This window comes from Mycobacterium sp. 852002-51163_SCH5372311, from assembly GCF_001667115.1.
Classification (GTDB): Bacteria; Actinomycetota; Actinomycetes; order Mycobacteriales; family Mycobacteriaceae; genus Mycobacterium.
Window position 1 is genome coordinate 12137 of sequence record NZ_LZIJ01000083.1, and the last position, 23292, is coordinate 35428.

Below are 23292 nucleotides of genomic sequence, written 5' to 3' on the forward strand. Positions count from 1 at the left end.
GCGCGATGACCACCTACTCCGCGATTCGCCTGGCCGTGATCGGGCTGGGCGGTATGGGGCGATTCCACCTCGATACGTTCCTGTCGTTGGCCCCGTGGGTGCAGGTGTGCGCGATCGCCGACCCGTACCGGCCGTTCGTCGATCGATGCCAAGCCTCGGCGCCGGGCGCGGAAACATTCGACGACCCGATCGAATGCCTGGACTCCGGTGGCGTCGACGCCGCCCTGGTGGCGACGGCGGATGCGACGCACCATGACATCGTGCGCGCCTGCATCGACCGCAGAATCCCGGTGCTGTGCGAAAAGCCTTTGACCACTTCGCCGCAACACTCGCTCGACCTCGTGCGCGCCGAGCAGCAGTATGGCAGCAAACTGGTCCAGGTCGGATTCATGCGACGATACGACGCCGGCTACGGGCAGATGAAGCGCACCCTGGCGGACGGTCAGGCCGGCACACCCATGCTGGTGCAGCATCGTAATCACAACCCGTCGGGCGCAATCGATTTCGACGTCACACAGCTGATCGCCAGCTCGGCGTCCCATGACATCGACCTCTTTCGCTGGCTCACCGAAGAGGAAGTTGCCGAAGTATCCTGCGCCGTCAAACACAGCCCTGACGGCGCGGCCGTCACCATCCTGCTCAACTTGCGGTCGGTGTCGGGCATCCTGGGGCTCTCCGAAATAGGGCGCGGTCCCGGGCTGCGGTACGAGATCGGCTGCGACATCGTCGCCAGCGCCGGGTCGGTCAGTTTGGGGGTGCCGAGCCAACTCACCCGGGCCGTCGACGGAGCCGGCGCAGCCACATTCCTCCCAGACGACTGGATCGCCCGTTTCGGTGCCGCCTATCGCGCTCAAAACGTCGACTGGGCAACGTCCTTGGCGCGTAGCACGCTCACCGGACCCTCGGCCTACGACGGGTACGCCAACAATGCGGTGGTGCATGCCGCACTTCAGTCGCTCGAAACGGGTCAGACCGTCGTTGTCGAACTGGTCCCGCCCAGCTCACCGCACACCGACCGCTGAGAACGCTTCTCGCTGGCCAGTGCCCGCGCGGTCACCAGCGCGGTCGTCATCACGGCGACGCAGACGAGTCCGTCGTCTTTGAGGCCCCACTTCACCGCGGCCAGCGTCGCGGCCCCGGCTATGCACAGCAGCGCGCCGACCGCGCCGCCCCGCCAGACCGATGTGACGGTGCCGACGCCGTCCCATCCCGGCAGCGGGTTGTTTTCCAGGGGCCGCAGCGCCACGAACAGCAACGCCACGATGCCTGCCATGATGAGAAGCTGCTCGATGCTGATACCCAGGAAATCTGGCCGGCCGGGATAGCGGGGACGCCCGAATCCGTCGAAAAGCAGGTGCACGCCCAGCAGCGCCGGCATATGCCAGAGGTACAGGGTCATGGCTCCGGAGTTGCCGATCGCGGTACACCACCACACGCGCGGACGCTGCGCCCATCGGCCGATCGCCGGGGCCGCCACGATGGCCAGCGCGCTCAAGATGATCGCGTGCCCAGCCAGCAGCAGTGACGGTGGGGTCATGTTGGGAAGACGTTGACCCTCGATGCCCACCAAACTCAGTTCATAAGGGCCCCAGCGCAACAGCGCGACGTTGACAGCGAACAATGCCGCAGCCGTGCCGAGCGCCGCGCGCCCGGTGAGCAACTGGCGTCGGTAGGCCACACCGAACATGGCGGGGATGAGCCAGACCGCGAGGTTGAGATAACCCAGCGGTGCCGCTACGGCCCAGTGCAACCGGACGGCATCGACTACCGCGACGCCTCCGTAGACCGCCGCCACCCCTAGCGCGAAGCGCGTGGCGGAGGTGATCCGCCACATCGCCGGCATCGCGGCCAGGACCAGCACATAGGCGCCGAGAAACCACAGCAGCTGAATGCTGATTCCGGCAATGGGCTCGTAAACATGTTGGGGCAGAACGGGATACAACAGGGTCAGTGCGACGGCCCAAAACCCCAGGTAGTAGAACACCGGCCGAAAGAGCCTGGTGCAGCGCTTCATCAACCATCCGCCCCAGTTGGTGCCGGGCCGCCAGGACGATACGCAGGCGGCCGCGCCGGCGAAGAAGAACAGCGGCATGATCTGGAAAACCCAAGTCATCGCCTGAAACACGGTTGACGTGGTGAGCAGGTTGTCCCAGATGAACACGCCGTTGCGGATGACGCTGATCGCCATCACCGTGTGGCCGAACACCACCCCGAGCAGGCCGGTGATGCGGATGACGTCGATGGCTCGGTCGCGGTCGGCCGGGGTGCGGGCGTCCAGGTCGGCGGGGCTGGGAAAGCCCGTGCGAGGTCTCTGTTGTGTGGTCACCCGGACAGCATCACTGCTCGGGGCGCGCCGAAGCCTGCGTAGTTCTACCTGTTCAGCTGCGTAGCGCTACTCGATCTGCTGCGCTTTTTGGGATCGGTAGCTGACGGCGGGTTCTGTACTGGCAACAACGACGACGCCAACGTGGCGACGCCAACCAAAGGGAGAAAGCGAACATGAAAATCTTGCCTGCCAGCATCGAAGACCAGATCAGCCGCGTCGACCGGCAGCGCAGCCTGTACATCGGCGTCAGCTCCGCCGTGCTCGCGGCATGGAGCGTCTTCAGGTTGTTCTGGCTGGTCTACGTCGCGACGACATTCGGCGTGTTCTTCGGAGCGGTGGTTTTCCAGTTCGTGCTGTGGAGCGTGATCGGTGCCGCCGCGGTGGTCTCTGCCGTCGGCTTCCTGACCCGGTACAACAGAGGATCTTGACTCCTGGTGCCGAGCAGACGCAAAAGCTCCCGAAAACAGCAGTTTTCGGGAGCTTTTCGGCTTGTCGCAAAATTGGCGCCGTTGGCCCTAAGCCAGAAGTCTTGCGTGGCGATCGGCGCCCTCGCCAGTCCCGCCCGCACTGTCTTTTCTGGACGGGGGATCAGTACACACTGCGCAGTGTGTACTGACGGCTTTCGGTGTGTACTGACGGCTTTCGGCGTGAGCGTAGGGCGGGGATCGGCGCGAATTTCCGCCCAGGCCGCACACCCAAAGCCGAGGATTCACATCCAAAGCCGAAGATTCACACTGAATCTCCCCGGAGAATCCGGAGACTTCGCTTACGTCGTGTTGCGCCACTCGGTGATCTTGCGGCCCAACGAATCTGCGGCATGCGTTGCTGCCCGTCCCACGCCGTCGACGATGCCGCCGACGCCGTCGCGGATGCCTTTGATCAGCGGGTCCTCGGACTGGTCGAAGCCATCTTTGTAATGGCGGGCGGCCTCGCCCAGGTCGTCGGAGAATTTGGCCTTGTCGTCGTCTTCACGACGCGGGTAGTCACCCGACATCACCTTGCCGTAGCCGCCGGTGTCCACCCACTTGGTCAACGCGGCGGCCCGCAGCACCGAGAACGGGTGAGACTGCAACTCCAGGTTGAGTAGCTTGAGCACCCCGTCGCGCATGTCGCCGGACCGGTCGTATTCGGCGGCTTGGGCCAAGAAGGCCTCCGAGTCGAGCTTGTCCAGCCGGCTTCCGCCGGCCAGCTTCATCTCCACCCGGATAGCGGTGTCCAGATCCTGGCCGCACAGCAGGCCGGCGCGGTCGCCGGACAGCTCGGATTTTCGTTGCCACTCCAGCAGGGCGGCAACGATCGCGCGCAGCGCCCATCCGCCGATGGGCATGAAGCCGAATGACCGCGCCAGCCGCATCAGATGCATCATCATCGTGCGGTATACGGCATGACCGGACAGCGCATGTCCAAGCTCGTGGCCCACCACGAACCGCATCTCCTCGTGCGTCATCAGGTCGTACAGCCCCGAGGTGATCACGATGAACGGTTGCTCCATGCCGAGCGTGTAGGCGTTGGCGTCCGGTGACTGGACGACGTAGAGCTCGGGTTTGGCCGGCGCGTCCAGCACGTCTACGCACTCGTCGAGCAGCGCGTCGACGTCGGCGAACTGGCGCGGCCCGACGCGTGCCGCACTGGCCAGGTAGAGCAGTCGGTGCTGGCGTTCCCTCAGCATCCCGGACATCAGCTTGAGTATCTGGTCGAAGCCCTTGAGACGGCGCAGCGCGGACAGCGCGGTGCGGTCGGCGGGATGCTCCCATGCGCGTGAACTGATCCCCGGGAACAGGGTGCGGGTCGTGGCGGGTGGCGAAGACATGGCTCGGTCCATTCGATCGTCAGATCTTCAGCATAGGTCGGTCCGCGGGGCAGATACCGCACCAAAACCGGCTGCGGACAAGCGCTTGACCGCGCGACCCCCCCAATGCTAAGCAAGTGCTCAGCATTCCCGATGAAGCCAGTCAGAAAGGGATCGACGGTGACGTTGCAGACGGTTTTGGACGAGATTCGCAAACGCCCAGGCACCGGAGACGTCATCCCGGTCATCGATCCCGCCACGGAAGAGCCGATCACCGAATTCACCGACTGTGGCGCTGCAGCCGTCGACGATGCCGTCGCGCGGGCCAGGGCGTCGTTCGAGTCGGGCGTGTGGGCCGGGCTGCCCGGGCGCGAGCGGGCCAAGGTCATGTGGCGCATCGCGGACCTGATAGATCAGCATGCCGACGAACTCGCCCAGCTCGATTCGCTCAACACCGGCATGCCGTTGATGCAGGCGCAGCTCAACGTGCCCACCTGCTCGGAGTTCTTCCGTTATTACGCCGGATGGTGCAGCAAGATTCGTGGCGACGCATACGACGTCAAGACCAGCGGTATCGCGTCGGACACGTATGTGGACATGCACGCCTACACCCTGAAGGAACCGTATGGCGTGGTGGGGCTGATCTTCCCGTGGAACGGTCCGATCTTCAACGCCAGCGCAAAGCTCGCGCCGGCGCTGGCCGCGGGGTGCAGCAGCGTCGTCAAACCCGCTGAGGAAACGCCACTTTCGGCTCTGCTGCTGGACAAGATCATCGCCGAAGCCGGTGTTCCGGAAGGCGTCGTCAACCTCCTGACCGGCTACGGCCACACCGCCGGCGCGGCGATCACCGCCCATCCCGGCGTCGAGAAGGTCGCCTTCACCGGATCGACCGAGGTGGGCAAGGAGATCGTGCGGGCATCCGCGGGCAATCTGAAGAAGGTCATGCTCGAACTCGGCGGCAAGTCGCCGGTGCTGATCTACGACGACGCCGATCTGCGCAAGGCCGTACCCATGGCCGCGATGGGTATCTTCGTGCACTCTGGTCAGGGCTGCGTGTGCGGGTCGCGTGTCTTCGTGCAGCGCGGCGTGTACGACCAGGTGGTGGAAGGCATTGCGCTGGTCGCGAATTCGATCAAGCTGGGCGGTCCACAGGAAGAGGGCTGCGTAAGCGGCCCGCTGATCAGCGCCAAGCAGCTCACCCGAGTCATGGGTTTCATCGACGAAGGCAAGAACGAAGGCGTCGAGGTGGTCACCGGCGGACACCGGCTCGACCGCAAGGGCTACTTCGTCCACCCGACCGTGCTCACCAACGTCGACCGCGGCATGCGGCTGTATCAGCAGGAGATCTTCGGGCCCGTCGTCACCGTCCTGCCATTCGACGACGACGACGAGGCCGTGGCCATGGCCAACGACACCACCTACGGCCTGGCCGCCACCGCCTGGACGAACAACCTGAGCCGGGCACACCGGCTGGCGAAGCGATTGGACGCCGGAACGGTCACGCTGAACTGCCAGTTGGTCTTCGATCACGCGGTGCCTTTCGGGGGCTACAAGCAGTCCGGCTGGGGTCACGAGTTCGGCTGGGAGGGCGTCGACGCCTACTTGAAAACCAAGTCGGTGTGGGCCCAGCTCTGAGTTCGCGTTTTCACGCCGCACGGCCCCGGCTGCTATGGTGCTTTGCTTATGCCCGAGATGGATCGTCGCAACATGATGCTGATGACGGGCTTCGCGGCGCTGACGGCCGCGATCCCGCTCCCCCAGGCAGCTGCTGACCGGGGGCGCCAGCCGCCGGCGCCCGCCGCGCCGCCCAGCGGGCAATCGGGGCCCTACATCTTCCAGGACGAGTTCGACGGGCCGGCCGGCTCAGCCCCCGATTCGTCGAAGTGGATAGTGGCCCGAGCCCGCGAGACGATGAAGGATCCGACGTATTGGGAGCTCCCTGAGCACGTCGGTCAGTATCGCGACGATCGGCAGAACGTCTTTCTCGACGGCAAGTCCAACCTGGTCCTGCGCGCGGCGAAGGACGGCCCCACCTATTACGGCGGCAAGATTCAAAGCCCCTGGCGGGGCGGCGTCGGCCACACCTGGGAAGCCCGCATCAAGTTCGACTGCCTGACCCCCGGCTGCTGGCCCGCCTGGTGGCTGGGCAATGAGGATCGCGGCGAAATCGACATCATCGAGTGGTACGGCAACGGCAGCTGGCCGTCGGCGACCACGGTCCACGCCAAATCCAACGGCGGCGAATGGAAGACGCACAACGTCGCGCTGGACAGTGGCTGGCACACCTGGCGCTGCCAGTGGGACCAGGCCGGTATCCGCTTCTGGAAGGACTACTCCGACGGCGCGGCGCCCTACTTCGACGTGCCGGCAAGTTCGCTGCCGGATTGGCCGTTCAACGACCCGGGCTACACGGCGTTTCCGGTGCTGAATCTTGCGGTCGCCGGATCCGGCGGCGGAGACCCTGGGCCGGGAAGCTATCCCGCGCAGATGCTCGTCGACTATGTCCGGGTCTGGTAGTTCTTCCTCAGTGAGTCAACCGCGCGACGGCGCTATAGGGCTGGCGGGCGCCGGGACGGCGCGGATCTGTTTGGGGAAGACGAGCGACCAGGCGCATCGACAACGGTAAGCGGCGGAATCGTCGAGCCGCCATCAATGACGACTCCACCTCGACCGTCCGCCAGCCAAGCTCTTCGAAGTAAGCCAGGCCGTTTTCCGGTGCGAATTTGAACGGCGCACTCTCCGATATGCCTGCCATTTTCTTGTTCATCAGCCTCTTGAGACCGGGACCGCCGAAATCCAGCATCCACCAAGCGACCTCGGGTCGCTTGATCGCCTGCGACAGAGCGTCGACATCGTGATGGTCGAGGTAATACAGCAGGCCCTCGGTCAGCACCAGCGCTCTGCCGGCACCGTCTAGCGCCTCGTCGAAGAAGGCTTCCCGGGCGCGCGGGTCGGCCAGGTCGACGGCGGTGCGGGTCAGTCGGCATCGCGGCCTGTCCTCGGAAAGCAGCCGCGCCTTCTCGTTGAGCAATCCAGGCAGATCGGCCTCCACCCAGTCGAAATTCGCCGGCAGGTCCAAACGATACGGTCGGGTGTCCAATCCGGCGGCCAAGTTGAGCACGCGGTCACAGCCGTCGGCGATCGCATCGAGGATCGTGTCGTCGATGATCTTGGTTCGTGCCACCAGCCACCATCCGTTGCGGGTCGTGCGCGGCGATCCGGCGACGATGGCGCGGCCGTGCTCACCGGCCAGGCGTTCGGCGAACGGGTCGATGAACAATGCGTCGCGTCTTGCCGATTCGGTGGCCCGATGCAACGCCGTCCAACGCGCGGTATCAGAGACGTGCGTGATGAGCGGCTCGTTATCGGACATACGTTGCGTTATAGCATCCGCGGCTGACGGTTCTGGTTGCTTGCCGTCCTGTCTGGGCAGATGCACACCGCGAACGCGCGTAGTGTCCCGGCCATGATCCCGCAGGAGATCGCAGACCTGACTCCGGCCTTCTTCGCCGACGCACTGGGGCGCGACGTCGATTGCGCTGAGCTTATCGATCGACACTCGGGCACGACGGGCCGCTCGCGGTTCCGGCTCAGCGGCGACCCTGCCCTGCCAGCGACCGTTTTCGTCAAGTTGGCCCCGTTCAATGCGGTGCAGCGCGAATTCGTCGCCGCCGTGGGTATGGGCGTGGCCGAGGCGCGCTTCTACCGCGATCTGGCGCGGGAAGTGCCGGTGCGCGTACCGCACCCGCATTACGCCGAGACCGACGGTGAGCGGTATGTGATGGTGCTCGAGGATTTGGAAGCCTCGGGTTGCCGCTTCCCCGGTCCCCGAGATCCCGACATCGAGCGGCGTGGCGGTGACATCGTCGAGCAACTGGCCGCCCTGCACGGGAAGTACTGGGACACAGCCCGATTCGACGATCCCGCGGACCTCGGTTGGCTCGCGGGAAAGGGTATCGGAAATTCCGGCGGCGGCCACGAGACGGCGTTCGTCAAGATGGCCGTCGACAATCTCGGCGCCCAATTCGACGCGGCGTTTCACCGGATCGCCGATTTCTACCTCACGCACACGCCGGCAATCCTGGAGCTGTGGAATTCGGGGCCGGGCACCCTTGTCCACGGTGATCCCCATATCGGCAATCTGTTCGTCGACGTGCGCGCTGGAGATCGCACTGGCTTTCTCGATTGGGGGTTTTTGGGCCGATCGCCCGGGGTGCGCGACGTGGCATATGTCTTATGCAACTCGATCCCCGCAGAGGTGCGAGCCGCGAACGAACACAGCTGGCTGCGGCGCTACCGCGAACTGCTCGCAGAGTGCGGCGTGGTGCTTACCGACGAGGAGGCATGGCGACAATATCGTGTGTTCGCCGTCTACTCCTGGGTCGCGGCGGCGTCGACAGCGGGCATGGCATCGAAGTGGCAGCCGTTGCATGTCGGGTTGGCGGGCACTCGGCGGACAACCGAGGCATGTGCGCACCTCCACTCGGTTGAACTGTTGGAGGAGCTGGTATAACGACGGGCTCGTCGCCGAGATCGCCGAGATCGACGTCAACGCGAACTTTGCCGCGCTGGTGTCGATCTCGTCGACCAAACTAAGTGGTGAGCGTGAAACTGGGGAGTCGCAATGCCGATGATCGATGTGACCTTCGTGCGTGGTTCGCTGGACGACGATGCCTCAAGCAGCTTGGCCGACGAGCTGGTCACCGCGCTGCTGCACGCCGAGCGCGCCCTCGACACCGCATTCATGCGCGAGAACACGGTGGTGTACCTGCATGCGTTGGAGTCCGGAGCGCAATTGGTGGGGGGCCGCGAGGCCGGCCAGCCCCGATTCCGGGTCGACCTGACGGTATTCGAAGGGGCGCTGTCGAAAGACCGCAAGGAACAACTCGCCGCCGACGTACACGCGGCGGTCTGCGCGGCCGCCGACATCGATCCCTCGGGCCCGCGCGCGTATCACGTGTGGACGCTGATACATGAAATACCGGAGGGCAATTGGGCCGGGGCGGGCAAAGTCGTTTACTACCAACAGGTTAAGGGGCTTGTCGCCGACGACTCCTAGGGTCGCCGAGCAGACGCAAAAGCACCCAATTTCGCCACGAAATGCGGGCTTTTGCGTCTGCTCGCGCGACCGGCGTAGTGTTCCCAAGTCATGAGCGACGCGATCCAATTCGTCGATGCGAACGGACTGAAATTCGCGTATCTGGAGGAGGGCACGGGCCCGCTCGTGCTCATGCTGCACGGCTTCCCGGACACCGCGCATTCGTGGGACGATCTTCGCCCGCGGATCGCCGCCAAGGGCTACCGCGCGGTTAGTCCTTTCATGCGTGGATACCACCCCACCGCGGTCCCGGATCGAGACCCCGACCAAGAGACCTTGGCGCGCGATCCACTCGCGCTGATCGAAGCGCTCGGCGCACCTGACGCCGTAGTGATTGGGCACGACTGGGGCGCGTCGGCCGCATACGGTGCCGCTGCTCTGGGTCCGGACCGCGTGAAAAAGCTCTTCGTGGTTGGCATTCCGCATCCTGCAGCACTCAAGCCGTCGCCGAAGAAGCTGTGGGGCGCCCGCCACTTCGCCGCCTACAAGCTTCCAGGGGCGCCAAATAGATTTGCGCGCAACGACTTTGCTGCTCTCCCCGCCATATACCGGCGCTGGTCGCCGACCTGGAGTCCCGACCCTTCTGAATTCGACGCCGTGCGCGCGAGCTTCGCGAACACTGCGAGCCTGAACGCGGCGTTCGGTTACTACCGGAAGCTCTCCCCTATTCCGAGCGCCTCGCTGAAGGCGCGAATCACGGTGCCCACGGTGGTATTCGCGGGGCTCGACGATCCGATAGTCACCCCGGCGGACTATCGCGGCGCTGGGCGGATGTTCGAGAACGAGTACATCGTCGAGGAGGTACCTGGCGGTCACTTCATGCACCGCGAGCATCCCGATGCGTTCGCCGAGCGGCTGCTGCCGCATCTGTGATTCGGCGTGGTTGCGCGCTGAGTAACGGGTGGCCTTGTGCGGTGGATCGTGGACGGCATGAACGTGATCGGGACTCGTCCGGACGGTTGGTGGAAGGATCGTCACCGCGCGATGGTCGCGCTGGTGGACCGGCTCGAGCGGTGGGCGTCAACGGCGGGCGACGATGTGACGGTGGTGTTCGAACGGCCACCGTCCAGCGCGATCCCCGCATCGGCAATTGTGGTGGCGCATGCACCAAAGGCGAGCGCCAACTCGGCGGACGACGAGATCGTCCGGCTGGTAGCAGCCGACCCGCGACCGGATGAGATTCGCGTCGTGACATCAGACCGGCTGTTGGTCAATCGCGTCCGCGCTATGGACGCATCGGTCTGCCCGGCCGAAACCTTTCGTGACATGATCGACCCGCGTTCCGCCGGCGCGAAACCTTGGGAGCATCATGCCGATTGACCGTGCGGTCCCCACCAACCGGGTCTGCGACCTCGCGCGGATCGACATTCCGATCATTCAGGCCCCGATGACCTACATCGCCGGCGCCCAGCTGGCCGCGGCGGTCTCCAACGCCGGCGCACTGGGCATCATCGAAACCACGTCGGAGCAGGGCCGGGCCGACCTGCGGCGGGTGCGCGATCTCACCGACGGTTCGGTCGGCGCGAACATCGCGCTCCTGTTCAACCGCGACCCCGCCGTGGTGGATCTGTTGGTGGACAACGATATTCGCTTCGTCACCACCTCCGCAGGCGACCCCGCGCTGCTGATCGACCGGCTACATGATGCGGGCATCACCGTGTTCCATGTGGTGGGCACGCTGGCGGCAGCGAGGAAGGCGGTGGACGCGGGCGTCGACGGCCTGGTGGTCGAGGGAGTGGAGGGCGGCGGGTTCAAGAACCGATTCGGCGCGTCGACCATGGTGCTGCTGCCGTTGGTGGCGGCCCACGTGGACGTACCGATCGTCGCGGCCGGCGGGATCTGTGACGCCCGTTCCATGGCAGCCGCATTCGTGCTGGGCGCCGAAGCTGTGCAGATGGGCACGCGGTTGCTCGCCTCGGCGGATTCGCCGGTGCACGGCAACCTCAAGCAAGCCGTCGTTCGCGCCGACGAAACGTCGACCGTGCTGCTGCCCCTCGACGGCAAGCGAATGATGCGGGTGATCCGGACGCCCGCCGCCGACAAAATCGACGCATCGATGTCCGCTCAGGAAGGCGGCGCAGCGTTGCAACGAGTCCAGCGGCTCTACTTCGACGGGGACCTCGATGCCAGCGTCGCCAACACCGGTCAAGTGGCCGGGCGCATCGACGAGATACTGCCGGCCGCCGACATCATCAAGCAGATGTGGTCCGGCTGTCGCGAAGTACTGGCCGCCACAGCGGGCCGCATCGGTTAGCGGACGAGCAGACGCAAAAGCGCCCGACACACCGAGCGAAAGCGTGATTTTGCGTCTGCTCGGCGGAGGAAAGTCAGCTCAGCTCAGTGCGGCGAGCGCGGCGTCGTAGTCCGGCTCTTGTGCGATCTCGGGGACCAGCTGCGCATAGGCGACGTTGCCATCGGCGTCGATCACCACAACCGCGCGGGCGAGCAGGCCGGCCATTGGACCGTCGGTGATGGTGACGCCGTAATCCTCGCCGAAGCTGTCGCGAAAGGCCGAGGCGGTCACGACATTCTGGACGCCTTCTGCGCCGCAGAATCGCTGCTGCGCGAACGGCAGGTCTTTGGAAACGCAGACTACTGTTGCGCCCGTCGCACCGGCGCGCTCGTTGAAGGTTCGCACGCTGGTCGCGCACACCGGGGTGTCGATCGACGGAAAGATGTTCAGCAACACGGATTTGCCGCGGAACTGATCGCTGCTGACCGTTCCCAGGTCGCCGCCGGTCAGTCCGAAGCTGGGGGCCGGTGATCCGACCGCGGGCAGCTCGCCGACGGTATTGATCGCATTTCCGCGCAAGGTTATCTGTGCCATGGCCACAGTCTGCCAAGGGCGATCGGGCAGCCTTCCGCCAGGTCCGCCGATCCGGCGCTGACGTGCATGTCCTAAATGGTGGGGTGCATGGCGTAGACGCCATGCCTGTTCCTGGCCAACACTAGGTCCATGGCTCGGAAAGTGCTCATGGTCGGCTTCCCCGGCGTGCAGGCGCTCGACTTGGTGGGGCCCCATGAGGTGTTCACGGGCGCATCGATGCTCACCAGCGGTGGATACGAGGTCGCTGTCGTGTCGCCCGGCGGCCAAATGGTCACCACGGCCACCGGACTGGCCTTCATGGCAGAAGCGCTGCCAGACCCGGGCGACCCGGTCGATACCGTCATGCTCCCCGGGGGCGCCGGCGTCGATGCCGCACGATCCGACCGCGAGTTCGTGAAGTGGATCGAAGAGGTCTCGCGGACTGCCCGGCGCCTGGTCACCGTCTGCACCGGGGCGTTCCTCGCGGCCGAGGCCGGGTTGCTGGACGGCTGCCGCGCGACCACCCACTGGGCCTTCGCCGGCCGCTTGGCCCGCGAGTTCCCCCGTGTCAACGTCGATCCGGACCCGATCTTCATCCGCAGTTCCGAGACGGTGTGGACGGCCGCGGGCGTCACCTCGGGAATCGACCTCGCGCTCGCGCTGGTCGAGGACGACCACGGCACCGAGGTGGCGCAAACGGTCGCCCGTTGGCTCGTGCTGTATCTGCGCCGCCCGGGCGGACAGACACAGTTCGCCGCGCCGGTGTGGATGCCGCGGGCCAAACGGGCCCCCATCCGCGAGGTGCAGGAGTCCGTCGAGGCCGAACCGGGTGGCTCGCACAACATCGATGATTTGGCCCGCCGTGCGGCGATGAGCCCACGTCATTTTACCCGGGTGTTCACCGACGAAGTCGGCGAGGCGCCCGGGCAGTACGTGGAACGCGTCCGCACCGAAGCCGCTCGCCGGCAGCTGGAAGAGTCCGACGACACCGTCGTGGCGATCGCCGCCCGGTGCGGCTTTGGCACCGCAGAAACCATGCGGCGCAACTTTATTCGGCGCATCGGCGTTTCGCCGGACCAGTACCGAAAAGCTTTTGCCTGACGACAATCCAAAAGCCCTACCAGAGAGGAATGACGATGACCCAAATCGCCTTCGTGGCATATCCGGGATTCACCGCGCTGGACATGATCGGCCCCTACGAGGTGTTGCGTCAGCTGCCGCACGCCGAGGTGCGGTTCGTCTGGCATGAAGCCGGACCGATCACCGCCGACTCCGGCGTTCTGGTGCTCGGCGCCACGCATTCGCTAGCTGAAACACCTTCGCCCGACGTGATTCTGGTACCCGGTGGCCCGTCGACTCCGGTGCACGCGCGCGACGAGAAGCTGCTCGATTGGCTGCGCCAGGCCCACCAGACCGCGAGTTGGACGACGTCGGTGTGCTCGGGCTCGGTGATTCTGGCAGCCGCCGGTCTGCTCAAAGACAAGCGGGCCACCTCGCATTGGATCGCACTCCCCGCGTTGAAGGCATTCGGCGTCATCCCCGTTGGCGACGAGCGAATAGTGCACCAGGACAACGTCATTACGAGTGCCGGCGTATCTGCAGGACTTGACCTGGCGTTGTGGCTGGCCGGACAGCTGGCCGGTGAAGGCCGGGCGAAGGCGATCCAGCTCGCGATCGAATACGATCCACAGCCGCCGTTCGATTCCGGCCACATGTCGAAGGCGTCGGCGACCACGAAAGCCGCGGCCACAGCGCTGCTCTCCAAGGACAGTGCCAAGCCGGCCAACCTCAAGGCCACCACATTGCTGGCGTGGGACCAAGCGCTGGCCGCGGTCCGGTCGCGGCGGCGCAAACGGCTGCCGGTGGGCTCTTCGGCCTGACGACGCCCAGCCGCGAGCAGACGCAAAAGCACCCGTTTCGGCACGAAAACGGGTGCTTTTGCGTCTGCTCGCCACTATCTCCAGCGGCCCTCCAAGGATCCTTTTAGAACTCGTAGAGAACTCATTTAGGCGCTCCAGGAAGCATCGTGCTCAATCCCGCAGAGAGCGGGACATTCAGAGACCATTCCGCCACAGACGCCGCGGAACGAATCGAAGGAAGCGCGATGACCACGCTAGCCACTTGGGCCCGTCCCCACCACAGCGACGTTCGCTCGCGCCGACGCCGTCGCTTTGGCAATGACGGCGGCGCGCCGGTTGAGGTCATGGAAGGCGCGCCCAGCCTGGCCGGTCGACTCCTCTCGTTCGGTGCGCGGCACGCTCTGCGCCCGGTGCTGTCAATCGGTACCCAGTTGCCAGTTCCGTGGCCCTATGGTGCGCTCGACTTCGTCGCTCGCGCGTTGCCGCCGAGCCCCGGCACGGTGCTCTCCACCGTGGAGTTGGCGAACTGCACCGCCCAGCTCATACGAGCGAAAGGCGTGCAATCGGCCGACGGCACGGGACGCGTCATCCTCTTCCTGCACGGCGGCGCATTCCTGGCCGGCGGAAAGCACACACATGCACGGTTGTGCTCGGTCCTCTCGCGTCTCGCCGATGCGCCGGTGCTCCTGGTGGACTACCGCTTGTTGCCCAAGCACTCGCTGGGTCAGGCGATCGACGACTGCGAGGATGGCTACTACTGGCTGCGCGAGATCGGTTACGAGGCAGACCAAATCGTGCTCGCCGGGGATTCGGCCGGCGGCTACCTTTCGCTGGCACTGGCCGAGCGGCTGTTGGGCGACGGCGAGCACCCGGCGGCCCTGGTGGCAATGTCCCCGCTGCTTCAGTTGGGCGCCGCTTCCAAGCAAGCGCACCCGAACATCCATTCGGATGCGTTGTTCGCGTCCGGAGTTTTCGACTTCCTCAACGGCCTGATCGAGAAGGCCGCTGCCCGCCGGGTCATCGACGGGACACCAGAAGCCATCATCGAGCCGCTCGAGCGGGTGGAACGTGGACTGCCGAAAACGCTTATCCACGTCTCGGGTTCGGAGGTCATGCTGCACGACGCGCGTCTGGGAGCGCGCCGGCTGGCCGACGCCGGTGTGCAGGTGGAGGTGCGGATCTGGCCTGGCCAGCTGCACGGCTTCCAGATTGCCGCCGGGCTGGTCCCGGAAGCCGATCGATCATTGCGCCAGATCGCCGATTACATCCGGGAGGCCACTCCGGAATACCTTCGCGAGGTTGCCAGCTAGCTCTTTGGCTGCGGAATTTCCCCGGTGGCCAGCTGACCACCGGCTTGGAGCCAGGCGTTGACCACTCGGGGCGCATCGCGGTTCGGGTTGTAGATGTCTTCTTCGCTGGAAAACAGGCCATCGCCGGCGTAGACCAGCCGCGTCCAGTTCGGAAACCAGAACGGTTCGCCGTTCGGGTCCGTCGGGTGGTCGAGCAGATTCCTGATCATCATGACGACTGCGTCATTGTCTTCGTCGAAGGCGATCCAGTCGCTTGGGAAGCGCATGTGTGGAAAAGGCGCCATGACGCCGACGATCCACTGCCGCACCGCCTCACGACCGTGAAAGACCCCGTAGTGATGCTCGGTGTAGACGACGTCCTCGGTAAACAGATCGGCGAAGGGCCGCCAGTCGCCGGAAGCGGAACACCCTTCGGCCACTGCGGTGTAGTTGCTGACCGCTTGCTCGATTTCGGCTCTGGTGAACTTGCCCATAACTGACACCCTAGGACGAGCGGTGGGCACAAGTCCGGCAATTTGCTGCTCACTGGTCCGCGGCAGTTCTACTCTTACGCAATGACGCAACCACCTGCAGGCCCGCCGTACCCTTACGAGCCGCCCGCCGCGCCGCCGCCACCTCCGTTCCAGCAACCTCCGTTCCAGCCGCCCCCGAGCCAGCAGCCGCCGCCCTATCCGCCGCCGGCGCCTGGTTACTACCAGCAGGGGGCACCTCAGGCTCGGACCACGAGTGGGTTTGCGGTCGCCGCACTGATTCTCGGCATCATCGGCGCAATATTGCTGAGCATTCCGTTCGGCATCATTGCGCTGGGCAGAACCAAACCCGGCGGCCAAAAAGGCCGAGGAATGGCAATCGCGGGCCTGGTTTTGTCTGCCCTATGGGCAGTGGTTGTGGTTGTGGCTATCGTTGCCGGCGCTCTGTCGCCGACGCATAACACCAGTGCCCGAAGCGCCAAAGTCGGTGACTGCTGGGCCGATATCCCCACCGGAAACCGCGTCTCGCGGGTGAACACCACCAGCTGCGATCGTCCACATCGCGGCGAGGTGGTTGGCGTATTGACGATGCCCGGCGGGTCCTACCCGGCTCAGTCGGTGTTTCAGAGCTACAAGCAGAAGTGCCGCGAAGCCTTGGCGTCCTATTCGTCTACTGCCATGGACGATTCCAGCGTCGACTTGGCCGTCATGCCTCCGTCGGAGGACTCATGGAAACAGGGTGACCGCGATATGGTTTGCATCGCAACGTTTTCCAGCGAGCGAACCGGGTCGATCAAGGGCTGAGCATTGGGTGTCAGTGACGGCTCCGACGCGACCTTGGCGGTCTCGTCACATCTGCCTCTCGGGTACCAGAAGGGTGCGCCATGTCGGGGTGTGGAAAGCGCTGTCACGGGTGCTATCAGATTGCGCAATGAATGGCCAAGCATCGCGGCGACTGATGTGGCTGATGTGCCTGGGTGGCTTCGCCGAAATTCCTTGCCGCGCAATTCACGTCACCTGCCCCGAGCAACCCGGCCCCACTACTGGAGGCATCGATAACCGATGAGCGTATTAGACCTGTTTGACCTGCACGATAAGAAGGCGCTGGTGACGGGCGGTTCCAGCGGCATTGGCAAGCGAGTGGCGCAGGCATACGTCGAAGCCGGAGCTGAAGTAGCCATTGCCGCATTGCATTCCGATGTCAAGGACTTGGAGCGGGTGGCCGGCGAGTTGGTGGCAGCCGGCGGCAAGGTCGTGCCCATTTGCTGCGATGTGACTCAACACGAGCAGGTGACGAGCATGCTCGACCAGGTGACCGCGGAGTTGGGCGGAATCGACATCGCGGTCTGCAATGCCGGCATCGTAAGCGTCGTCCCGATGCTGGAGATGTCGCTCGATGAGTTCCAGCGCATCCAGGACACCAACGTGACCGGCGTGTTCCTGACCGCACAGGCGGCGGCGCGGGCGATGGTCCGACAGGGACACGGCGGGGTCATCATCAACACCGCATCGATGTCCGGTCGCATCGTCAATGTCCCCCAGGAGACTGGCCACTACTGCACCTCCAAGGCGGCGGTCGCTCACCTGACCAAAGCCATGGCGGTCGAGTTCGCGCCGCACAACATCCGGGTGAACAGCGTCAGTCCGGGCTACATCCTCACCGAACTCGTGCAGCCTCTCGTCGAGTATCACGCGCTGTGGGAGCCGAGAATCCCGCTGGGCCGCCTAGGCCGGCCGGAGGAGCTGACCGGACTGTACCTCTACCTGGCCAGCGCGGCCTCGAGCTACATGACCGGCTCGGACATCGTGATCGACGGCGGATACACCTGCCCTTGACATAGCAAGATGCTCAGTTCACCGAACCAGGCAGCGACGGCCGAAACGCGTGCGCACACCGGGCGAAAACAGTGCCCGCAACGGCGCGCCGGTTGGCTCGACTCCGCTTGCGCTCAGCAGGTCGTCGTGCAACTCGATGATCTCGGCCGCCCGAAACGACCATGGCGCATGCTCATTCGGCACCCACCATGTGCGGCCGGCCGTGCGGGTGTGGGCACCCCAGCGGGCAGTCAGCCACACCTCGAGGGACGTCGGCTTGACCACGTCGCCGATGGCTACCGTCAGGTGGCTGCGCAGTCCGCGCCGCGGCCAGCGCCGCACGCTGTGATAGCTGACCTGGCCGGCCGTCCGCGTTACCCGCATCTTCGCCCACGTGTAAGGGATGCCGAGGCCGATCCTGGTGACGGGAACCGCCGCCAGCCGCGCCGTCTCCAGCGACCGGAACAGCACACCGTGGCGGCCCGCGTCGTCGACTGAGTAGAGGCGGACATTGGTCTCCGCAAAGCTTCCGAAGTACGGAAGCGGAAGTGTGGCACCGAGTTTGGTGCTCGTCAGGACGAAAGGGATCAACCCCACGTAGGTTCTGCCGTCTGCGAAGATGTCGGGGCGGGTGCCCGGCGGGTACATGTCGGCGACGTTCTCCGGGCGCGTCGGCCAGTGCAGAAAGGTCAAGTCATTCCAGCGTTGATCAAAGGTGACCCGCCCGGCCAATGGTGGCGGAGTGACCGAAGGGCCGCCGACGTTAATGCGCACCCAATTCGCCGCTGAGGTATTGCTCGCGGCAGGCCCGGCGCGCGAGCTTTCCGCTCGTAGTACGTGGGATAGCGCCGGCCGGCAGGAATACGACGTCTGCGACGGAGAGCCCGTGGCGATTGGACACCGCCGTACGGATTGCCTCGATCGCGAGCTGCGGGTCGGCGCGACTGGTGCCGGGCGCACGTTCGGCGACGATCACCAGTTGCTCACCGGCGCCGGCCGATCCTGGCGGACGGTTTGCGGGCGCGGCAAACGCGGTCACGTATCCACGTCGCACCAGCGGTGACGCCTCGGTGGTGGTGGCTTCGATGTCCTGCGGATAGTGGTTGCCTCCGTCCCCCCCTTCCAAGGTCACCAGGTCCGCGATGCGGCCGGTGATGTAGAGCTCGCCATCCAGATACACGCCCAGATCGCCGGTGCGCAGCCAGTTTCCGTCGAGTGGCGTCCCGTCGGCGTGACTGCCTTCGGCGAGCCGCGATTGCAGCTTGGCTCCGAAGGCCAGCCGGGTTTCTTCGGGCCGCCGCCAGTAACCCCGCCCGACGTTGTCGCCGTGCAACCAGACTTCGCCAATCTCACCGTCGGGCAATTCGGTTCCGGTGTCCGGGTTTACGATCACCCCCCACAGGCTGCGGGCAACCTGACCACACGACACTTGCGCGACGGCGTTGGGGGCGTCAGCTGCGACGCGGACCGCCCGGCCGGCACCCAACTGCTCGCGGTCGAGGTAGATCACCTTCGTCTCCGCGTTGTGGCCGATGGTCGCAATCATCAATGTTGCCTCGGCGATGCCGTACGAGGGCTTGAATGCGGTGCGCGGCAATCCGTACGGGCCGAATGCTTTGTTGAACGTCGTCACCGCATCGATGCTCACCGGTTCGGACCCGATGATCAGCACGACGTTGCTCAGGTCGATGTCCTCACCGGGCGCGGGCAGTCCGCGTTGCGCGGTCCATTCGTATGCGAAGTTGGGGGCCGCGGTGACCACCCGTCCGGTACGAGATCCGGCCGATAGCGCCTGAATCCAGCGCTGTGGCCGGCGCACGAATGCGGTTGGCGACATCAGGGTGGTGTGTCCGCCGTATACGGTCGGAAACCCGATCATGGACAAGCCCATATCGTGGTAAAGCGGTAACCAGCTGACGCCGTGGGTATTTCGGTTCAGCAAGTCGATCGACAGGATCATCTGCACAAGATTTGTTTGGACCGCGCGGTGGGTGATCTCCACGCCGACCGGCGGCCGGGTGGCACCCGAGGTGTACTGCAGGTAGGAAACCGCGTCCAAATCCAGCTCGACCGGGGTGAACTGCTCGCCGGCCGAGTCGGGTATTTCATCGATGACGATCACCTGCGGCTGGCGCAGCTGCGGACGGCCGGCCAGGAACTTCTCGATAGTGTCTTTGCCTGCCGTCGTGGTGAGCACCACCGTGGGCTCAGAATCGTGCAGCGCAATTTCCAGACGTTCCGCATGGCCCGGCAGTTCGGGGGCGAACAGCGGCACCGCTATGCTGCCAGCCTTGATCGCCGCGTAAAAACCGGCGACCCAGTCGATGCTCTGCGGCGCGAGGACGGCCACCCGATCACCGGGTCCGGCGAACTGTTGCACTCGCGCACTGATGGCTCGTAAGCGGACGCCGAATTCGGACCAGGTGACCTCCTGCGCCTGACCCTCGGACCGGGCGTAATCCAGGTAGCGGTAAGCCACCATGTCGCCGATATTGGCGACGTTGCGTTCGATGAGAGAGATCAGCGTGGTACCTGGCGGCAACGCGATGTTGCCGTCGGCGTCCAGGCAATCGTCGATCTCTAGCAGGCCTTTTGGAGCCGCGGAGTCCTGCTCGGAACCGAAATCCATACCCGAAGTCTATGCAGGCGGGATCGGCTGAAGTCCGTGCCGCATCTGGGGCCCGATAGCGTGCAGCCGAGTCGTCACGATACGCTGCCGGAGGCCGCATCCTCCTGATCGGATTGGCAGTAGGGCGCACCCAATTGCGGCACCTCGAGTGGGCCATCTTTGCGGGCGGCCCCGATAGCACTGCTCAGCAGCGGGGCCAATCCCGCGAACGAACCCACGTCGAACAACATCAGCGTCAGCAACCTGTTGTGGACGTAGGCCAGCGAGCTGCCGGTGTCGGGGTTGGCCCATCCGACTGTCCCGCCGAGTCCGATGTGTCCATAGCCGGGCAACAGCCCCGGGATCGGCGACGATTGGTAGCCGTGGTGGTAAGTGAACGGGATGCCGAGGTTGAGGTCCGGCGTCAGGTCGGGCTTTGCCTTCAGCCCTTCCACTAACTCGGCGGACAGCAGCCGTGATCCCTCCATTTCGCCGCCGTTCGCAATGGCGCCGTACACCTTGGCCAGGGCACGCGCGGTCACGACGCCATTGACTGCCGGGATCTCGCCGTCGAGAAACGGCATCTGGCCCTGCAGCATGGAAAGGATGCCGGGGAAATAGATCGAGCCGAGCACGCCGGAGAACGACAGATTCGCGACTTTCGGCGCGACAAAGTCGAGGACCGGCGTAGGGAAATTGGCCTGCGGCAGCAGCGTCTGGGCCACGGTTGTCGGCGCTCCGGCCGGCGGACGGCCAAGATGCAGACCGTCGGTGTCGAGGGGTTCGGCGAGTTCTTCGCGGAACAGCTCACGCATGCCCTTGCCGGTCACCGCCCGGGCCAGCCCGGACAGCAGCCACCCGTAAGTGATCGCGTGATAGGCCAACTTTCCGTGTAGGGAGTCCAGTGGCGCCTCGGCCAGCCGCGCTTCCATCGCGAGGTGGTCGAGTATCTCCTCTTTGCCGACGCCTTTGAGGTGCGCCAGGCCGGATCGGTGCCGTAGCACATCGCTGACGGTGATCTCGGATTTGCCGTTGGCGCCGAATTCCGGCCAGTAGTCGGCGACGGGCGCTTCGTAGGACAGCAGGCCGCGGTCGGCCAGCCGGTGAATGACCGTCGCGGACAGGCCCTTGGTGGCGGAGAACACCATGGCGCCGGTATCCGCTGTCCACGGCACCTGTCCTTTTCGGTCGGCGAACCCCGTCCACACGTCGACGACCGGTACTCCGTCGATATACACGGACAGCGCCCCACCGCCGAGCTTGCGTGCGGGGAACAACGCCGAGAATGCTTTGACGGCTGCCCCGAAACGCGAATCGCAGGCGCCTTGCACGCCGGATGGAAGGCCATTGTCAGCGGTGAGGACAGACGGCTTCGCCATATGTGAATGATTCCGCCCAGGGCGCCTCGGCGCACGAGAAATGACGATTTGCCGGTTCAGTCATGCCGCCATGACGGGTCTCGGCCCAGGCGGGCCAGCAACCTCGACTGGCTGTCGGCGTCCGCCGCGACGGCAAACGGTGCGGCGAACATCCCAGAGGCACTCAGTGCGCGCGGATCGGTCGGCAGTTGCGCCAAGAAGGCCGCGCACCATTCGGGATCCAGCGAATCGTCGGCACCGACTGCCCGCGCCAGGTCCCAGGTATGCACCAGGACGTCCTGCGTCAGACGCGGAACCAACTTTCCGGCATCCAGCTGCGTCGCCGGATTGTTCGCGACCGCGGGCACCTCAATGACCCGCTCGAAGAGTTCGCGATTGCCCAGGGCCTGCCGAATTCTCTCGTAGGTCAGGTCCCAGCGCAGTTGCGGATTATGCTGCGGGCGTTGTGGTTTCAAGCCCAAGGGCCGCAAGAGCAACACATCGTGAAAACCGATGACGTGTTCCAGCACATCTCTGGCGTGCCAGCCCGCGCACGGGGAGCTGCGGCCCCATTTGCCGTCGGCGCATCTGACGGCGGACCCGAACCGCCGGCATACCGCCAGGTGCAGCCCGCCGGTGTCCATGCTCAGTCTTCCGACCGCAGAGGCCTTTTCGCCAGGGAGCGATTCGGGTCGGCGTCGCGCTCGGCAGCCAGCAACTGAGCGTCGACCATACCGCCGAGGGTGTTGTGATTGCCGACCAGCAAAGCCCCCTTCTCAGGAACGTTTTCGATGCCGTAGACCTTCGGCTTGATCACCTTGCGCAAGGGCTCCATAAGCCGCAGCGCCGCAGCGACGTCGGCTTTGGTGGGTGCCCGCGGAACTGAAACGGTGTCAGCGCGACTCACAGGCTGAGTATGCGCGCGGCGCGATGAGTATGCGTCTGATTCCGCATGGCGACCTGGAGGCTTCACGACGACGCGGCGCAGGTAGGGTCGGTCAGGTCTTCAGTCGGTCTACCAGGGAGTGCGCGCATGCCGGGTCGGAAATACACGTTCGAGGTCAACAAGACCAGTAGCGCGCCGGCGGCGACGTTGTTCCGTCTCGAGGTCGACGGTGGAAACTGGTCGAATTGGGCCAAGCCGATCGTCCTTACCTCCAGTTGGGCGCGCCAGGGTGACCCGGCGCCGGGCGGCGTAGGGGCCATTCGCAAGGTGGGCGCCTGGCCCGTTTTCGTCATGGAGGAAACGGTCGAATATGAACAAGACCGTCGCCACGTCTACAAACTGGTGGGAACCGCGCCCGTTGAGGATTACCTGGCCGAGGTCGTCTTCACGCCGAATGCCGCCGGCGGCACCGACATCCGCTGGACTGGTTCGTTCGTCGAAAAGGTTCGCGGGACGGGCCCCCTGGTGCGGGCCGCGATGGGCGGCGCGGTGCGGTTCTTCGCGGGACGGCTGGTCAAGGCCGCCGAACGCGAATCCGGCCGATAACGTTTAGCGCCTGGGGCGCAAGGGTTTTGGCTAGTCGTGCTGACTCGTCGCTGTGCTCCGAGCCGCTACTTCGAACCGACCTCGTCCTGATATTTCTTGGCCATGTGCTCGACGGCCTGTAACTGCGACTGGGCCAGGCCCTCCCGCACCTGACCGGCGCGCGCGGCGGCATCCAGGGTCGGTTGCGCCTGCCCCTGGAAGTGCGGGATCACCTCGGCGGCGAACAGCTCCGCGGATCGTTTGGTCGCGGCCGGATTGGCCCACTCATGGCCCATCTGCAACATGCAACCGAACCCGCCGGACTTGTCCCAGAGCCGCTGCACCTGCTCGCGTGCTCGCTCCGGCGTACCGATGACGCCCG

The 23292-nt window shown here is 65.2% G+C and carries 24 protein-coding genes and 2 pseudogenes; 15 read left to right on the plus strand and 11 right to left on the minus strand.

Annotated features, from left to right (window positions below; all coding sequences use genetic code 11):
* Nucleotides 1–5 precede the first annotated feature (5 nt).
* On the plus strand, nucleotides 6–1022 hold the full coding sequence (locus A5791_RS11085; protein ID WP_156661143.1) for a Gfo/Idh/MocA family protein: 1017 nt from the start codon (nucleotides 6–8) through the stop codon (nucleotides 1020–1022).
* On the opposite strand, the gene A5791_RS11090 is transcribed toward A5791_RS11085, so the two are convergent.
* Complete coding sequence (locus A5791_RS11090) at nucleotides 968–2326, minus strand: acyltransferase (protein WP_067235566.1); 1359 nt, start codon at nucleotides 2324–2326, stop codon at nucleotides 968–970. The two genes, A5791_RS11085 and A5791_RS11090, sit on opposite strands and share 55 nt — an antisense overlap.
* Before the next feature lie 173 nt (nucleotides 2327–2499).
* Between A5791_RS11090 and A5791_RS11095 the strand changes: the two genes are divergently transcribed.
* A complete protein-coding gene (locus A5791_RS11095) occupies nucleotides 2500–2754 on the plus strand; it encodes a hypothetical protein (RefSeq protein WP_067235569.1) in 255 nt (84 codons plus the stop codon).
* 338 nt (nucleotides 2755–3092) lie between these two features.
* On the opposite strand, the gene A5791_RS11100 is transcribed toward A5791_RS11095, so the two are convergent.
* Complete coding sequence (locus tag A5791_RS11100; protein ID WP_067235642.1) at nucleotides 3093–4136, minus strand: M48 family metallopeptidase; 1044 nt, start codon at nucleotides 4134–4136, stop codon at nucleotides 3093–3095.
* Nucleotides 4137–4295: 159 nt separating this feature from the next.
* On the opposite strand from A5791_RS11100, the gene A5791_RS11105 reads away from it, so the two are divergent.
* Together A5791_RS11105 and A5791_RS11110 are read left to right on the plus strand one after the other, a co-directional pair.
* The gene (locus tag A5791_RS11105) at nucleotides 4296–5750 is read left to right on the plus strand and encodes an aldehyde dehydrogenase (RefSeq protein WP_067235571.1); all 1455 of its coding nucleotides are present in this window, start codon (nucleotides 4296–4298) and stop codon (nucleotides 5748–5750) included.
* Between the two features lie 48 nt (nucleotides 5751–5798).
* Nucleotides 5799–6632, plus strand: coding sequence for a family 16 glycosylhydrolase (locus A5791_RS11110; protein WP_067235575.1), 834 nt, complete (start codon nucleotides 5799–5801; stop codon nucleotides 6630–6632).
* 7 nt (nucleotides 6633–6639) lie between these two features.
* On the opposite strand, the gene A5791_RS11115 is transcribed toward A5791_RS11110, so the two are convergent.
* A complete protein-coding gene (locus tag A5791_RS11115; protein ID WP_067235578.1) occupies nucleotides 6640–7488 on the minus strand; it encodes an SAM-dependent methyltransferase in 849 nt (282 codons plus the stop codon).
* 93 nt (nucleotides 7489–7581) lie between these two features.
* Between A5791_RS11115 and A5791_RS11120 the strand changes: the two genes are divergently transcribed.
* From A5791_RS11120 to A5791_RS11140, 5 genes are all read left to right on the plus strand, one after another.
* The gene (locus A5791_RS11120) at nucleotides 7582–8628 is read left to right on the plus strand and encodes a phosphotransferase family protein (RefSeq protein ID WP_197504658.1); all 1047 of its coding nucleotides are present in this window, start codon (nucleotides 7582–7584) and stop codon (nucleotides 8626–8628) included.
* Nucleotides 8629–8739: 111 nt separating this feature from the next.
* A complete protein-coding gene (locus tag A5791_RS11125) occupies nucleotides 8740–9174 on the plus strand; it encodes a tautomerase family protein (RefSeq protein WP_067235587.1) in 435 nt (144 codons plus the stop codon).
* Nucleotides 9175–9264: 90 nt separating this feature from the next.
* Nucleotides 9265–10086: an alpha/beta fold hydrolase gene (locus tag A5791_RS11130; protein ID WP_067235590.1), complete on the plus strand. Its 822-nt coding sequence runs from the start codon at nucleotides 9265–9267 to the stop codon at nucleotides 10084–10086.
* Nucleotides 10087–10122: 36 nt separating this feature from the next.
* Nucleotides 10123–10533 (plus strand): NYN domain-containing protein, encoded by a 411-nt coding sequence (locus A5791_RS11135; RefSeq protein ID WP_067235593.1) that lies wholly within the window; start codon nucleotides 10123–10125, stop codon nucleotides 10531–10533.
* The gene (locus tag A5791_RS11140) at nucleotides 10523–11467 is read left to right on the plus strand and encodes a nitronate monooxygenase family protein (protein ID WP_067235597.1); all 945 of its coding nucleotides are present in this window, start codon (nucleotides 10523–10525) and stop codon (nucleotides 11465–11467) included. Before A5791_RS11135 ends, A5791_RS11140 begins: the two co-directional genes overlap by 11 nt.
* 78 nt (nucleotides 11468–11545) lie before the next feature.
* On the opposite strand, the gene tpx is transcribed toward A5791_RS11140, so the two are convergent.
* On the minus strand, nucleotides 11546–12040 hold the full coding sequence (gene tpx, locus A5791_RS11145; RefSeq protein ID WP_067235601.1) for a thiol peroxidase: 495 nt from the start codon (nucleotides 12038–12040) through the stop codon (nucleotides 11546–11548).
* A 129-nt stretch (nucleotides 12041–12169) separates the two neighbouring features.
* On the opposite strand from tpx, the gene A5791_RS11150 reads away from it, so the two are divergent.
* The 3 genes from A5791_RS11150 to A5791_RS11160 all read left to right on the plus strand — a co-directional run bounded on the left by A5791_RS11150 (nucleotide 12170) and on the right by A5791_RS11160 (nucleotide 15188).
* On the plus strand, nucleotides 12170–13120 hold the full coding sequence (locus A5791_RS11150; protein ID WP_067235605.1) for a GlxA family transcriptional regulator: 951 nt from the start codon (nucleotides 12170–12172) through the stop codon (nucleotides 13118–13120).
* Between the two features lie 35 nt (nucleotides 13121–13155).
* Complete coding sequence (locus A5791_RS11155; protein WP_067235646.1) at nucleotides 13156–13899, plus strand: DJ-1/PfpI family protein; 744 nt, start codon at nucleotides 13156–13158, stop codon at nucleotides 13897–13899.
* A gap of 224 nt (nucleotides 13900–14123) precedes the next feature.
* Nucleotides 14124–15188 carry an alpha/beta hydrolase gene (locus tag A5791_RS11160; RefSeq protein WP_067235608.1) on the plus strand — a complete coding sequence of 355 codons (1065 nt, stop codon included), beginning with the start codon at nucleotides 14124–14126 and terminating at the stop codon, nucleotides 15186–15188.
* Here the strand turns inward: A5791_RS11160 and A5791_RS11165 are convergent.
* The gene (locus A5791_RS11165; RefSeq protein WP_067235611.1) at nucleotides 15185–15661 is read right to left on the minus strand and encodes a nuclear transport factor 2 family protein; all 477 of its coding nucleotides are present in this window, start codon (nucleotides 15659–15661) and stop codon (nucleotides 15185–15187) included. The two genes, A5791_RS11160 and A5791_RS11165, sit on opposite strands and share 4 nt — an antisense overlap.
* Before the next feature lie 81 nt (nucleotides 15662–15742).
* On the opposite strand from A5791_RS11165, the gene A5791_RS11170 reads away from it, so the two are divergent.
* A complete protein-coding gene (locus A5791_RS11170; protein ID WP_067235614.1) occupies nucleotides 15743–16462 on the plus strand; it encodes a DUF4190 domain-containing protein in 720 nt (239 codons plus the stop codon).
* 258 nt (nucleotides 16463–16720) lie between these two features.
* The gene (locus tag A5791_RS11175) at nucleotides 16721–17494 is read left to right on the plus strand and encodes an SDR family oxidoreductase (RefSeq protein ID WP_067235618.1); all 774 of its coding nucleotides are present in this window, start codon (nucleotides 16721–16723) and stop codon (nucleotides 17492–17494) included.
* A gap of 18 nt (nucleotides 17495–17512) precedes the next feature.
* Here the strand turns inward: A5791_RS11175 and A5791_RS11180 are convergent, their stop codons facing one another.
* The 5 genes and pseudogenes from A5791_RS11180 to A5791_RS11200 form a co-directional block, all read right to left on the minus strand.
* Nucleotides 17513–18247, minus strand: a complete 735-nt coding sequence (locus A5791_RS11180; protein ID WP_156661145.1) for a YqjF family protein — start codon at nucleotides 18245–18247, stop codon at nucleotides 17513–17515.
* A complete protein-coding gene (locus tag A5791_RS11185; RefSeq protein ID WP_067235622.1) occupies nucleotides 18237–20102 on the minus strand; it encodes a fatty acyl-AMP ligase in 1866 nt (621 codons plus the stop codon). Before A5791_RS11185 ends, A5791_RS11180 begins: the two co-directional genes overlap by 11 nt.
* A gap of 74 nt (nucleotides 20103–20176) precedes the next feature.
* Nucleotides 20177–21460, minus strand: coding sequence for a serine hydrolase domain-containing protein (locus tag A5791_RS11190; protein ID WP_067235625.1), 1284 nt, complete (start codon nucleotides 21458–21460; stop codon nucleotides 20177–20179).
* Nucleotides 21461–21516: 56 nt separating this feature from the next.
* Entirely contained in the window at nucleotides 21517–22083 is a 567-nt protein-coding gene (locus tag A5791_RS11195; protein WP_067235629.1) for a TIGR03086 family metal-binding protein, read from the minus strand.
* Between the two features lie 59 nt (nucleotides 22084–22142).
* Nucleotides 22143–22412 (minus strand): annotated as a pseudogene (locus A5791_RS11200) (hypothetical protein); the annotation flags it as partial.
* A gap of 60 nt (nucleotides 22413–22472) precedes the next feature.
* Between A5791_RS11200 and A5791_RS11205 the strand changes: the two are divergent.
* Nucleotides 22473–22931 carry an SRPBCC family protein gene (locus A5791_RS11205; RefSeq protein WP_067235636.1) on the plus strand — a complete coding sequence of 153 codons (459 nt, stop codon included), beginning with the start codon at nucleotides 22473–22475 and terminating at the stop codon, nucleotides 22929–22931.
* 65 nt (nucleotides 22932–22996) lie between these two features.
* On the opposite strand, the pseudogene A5791_RS11210 reads toward A5791_RS11205, so the two are convergent.
* A pseudogene (locus tag A5791_RS11210) lies at nucleotides 22997–23292 on the minus strand (LLM class flavin-dependent oxidoreductase); the annotation flags it as partial.

What these genes read in the sequence shown, in the direction of transcription:
- A5791_RS11085 (WP_156661143.1), top strand. Translation starts at nt 6, where the DNA reads ATGACCACCTACTCCGCGATTCGCCTGGCCGTGATCGGGCTGGGCGGT.
- A5791_RS11095 (WP_067235569.1), top strand. Translation starts at nt 2,500, where the DNA reads ATGAAAATCTTGCCTGCCAGCATCGAAGACCAGATCAGCCGCGTCGAC.
- A5791_RS11100 (WP_067235642.1), bottom strand. Translation starts at nt 4,136, where the DNA reads ATGTCTTCGCCACCCGCCACGACCCGCACCCTGTTCCCGGGGATCAGT.
- A5791_RS11110 (WP_067235575.1), top strand. Translation starts at nt 5,799, where the DNA reads ATGCCCGAGATGGATCGTCGCAACATGATGCTGATGACGGGCTTCGCG.
- A5791_RS11115 (WP_067235578.1), bottom strand. Translation starts at nt 7,488, where the DNA reads ATGTCCGATAACGAGCCGCTCATCACGCACGTCTCTGATACCGCGCGT.
- A5791_RS11120 (WP_197504658.1), top strand. Translation starts at nt 7,582, where the DNA reads ATGATCCCGCAGGAGATCGCAGACCTGACTCCGGCCTTCTTCGCCGAC.
- A5791_RS11125 (WP_067235587.1), top strand. Translation starts at nt 8,740, where the DNA reads ATGCCGATGATCGATGTGACCTTCGTGCGTGGTTCGCTGGACGACGAT.
- A5791_RS11130 (WP_067235590.1), top strand. Translation starts at nt 9,265, where the DNA reads ATGAGCGACGCGATCCAATTCGTCGATGCGAACGGACTGAAATTCGCG.
- A5791_RS11140 (WP_067235597.1), top strand. Translation starts at nt 10,523, where the DNA reads ATGCCGATTGACCGTGCGGTCCCCACCAACCGGGTCTGCGACCTCGCG.
- tpx (WP_067235601.1), bottom strand. Translation starts at nt 12,040, where the DNA reads ATGGCACAGATAACCTTGCGCGGAAATGCGATCAATACCGTCGGCGAG.
- A5791_RS11150 (WP_067235605.1), top strand. Translation starts at nt 12,170, where the DNA reads ATGGCTCGGAAAGTGCTCATGGTCGGCTTCCCCGGCGTGCAGGCGCTC.
- A5791_RS11155 (WP_067235646.1), top strand. Translation starts at nt 13,156, where the DNA reads ATGACCCAAATCGCCTTCGTGGCATATCCGGGATTCACCGCGCTGGAC.
- A5791_RS11160 (WP_067235608.1), top strand. Translation starts at nt 14,124, where the DNA reads ATGACCACGCTAGCCACTTGGGCCCGTCCCCACCACAGCGACGTTCGC.
- A5791_RS11165 (WP_067235611.1), bottom strand. Translation starts at nt 15,661, where the DNA reads ATGGGCAAGTTCACCAGAGCCGAAATCGAGCAAGCGGTCAGCAACTAC.
- A5791_RS11170 (WP_067235614.1), top strand. Translation starts at nt 15,743, where the DNA reads ATGACGCAACCACCTGCAGGCCCGCCGTACCCTTACGAGCCGCCCGCC.
- A5791_RS11175 (WP_067235618.1), top strand. Translation starts at nt 16,721, where the DNA reads ATGAGCGTATTAGACCTGTTTGACCTGCACGATAAGAAGGCGCTGGTG.
- A5791_RS11185 (WP_067235622.1), bottom strand. Translation starts at nt 20,102, where the DNA reads ATGGATTTCGGTTCCGAGCAGGACTCCGCGGCTCCAAAAGGCCTGCTA.
- A5791_RS11190 (WP_067235625.1), bottom strand. Translation starts at nt 21,460, where the DNA reads ATGGCGAAGCCGTCTGTCCTCACCGCTGACAATGGCCTTCCATCCGGC.
- A5791_RS11195 (WP_067235629.1), bottom strand. Translation starts at nt 22,083, where the DNA reads ATGGACACCGGCGGGCTGCACCTGGCGGTATGCCGGCGGTTCGGGTCC.
- A5791_RS11205 (WP_067235636.1), top strand. Translation starts at nt 22,473, where the DNA reads ATGCCGGGTCGGAAATACACGTTCGAGGTCAACAAGACCAGTAGCGCG.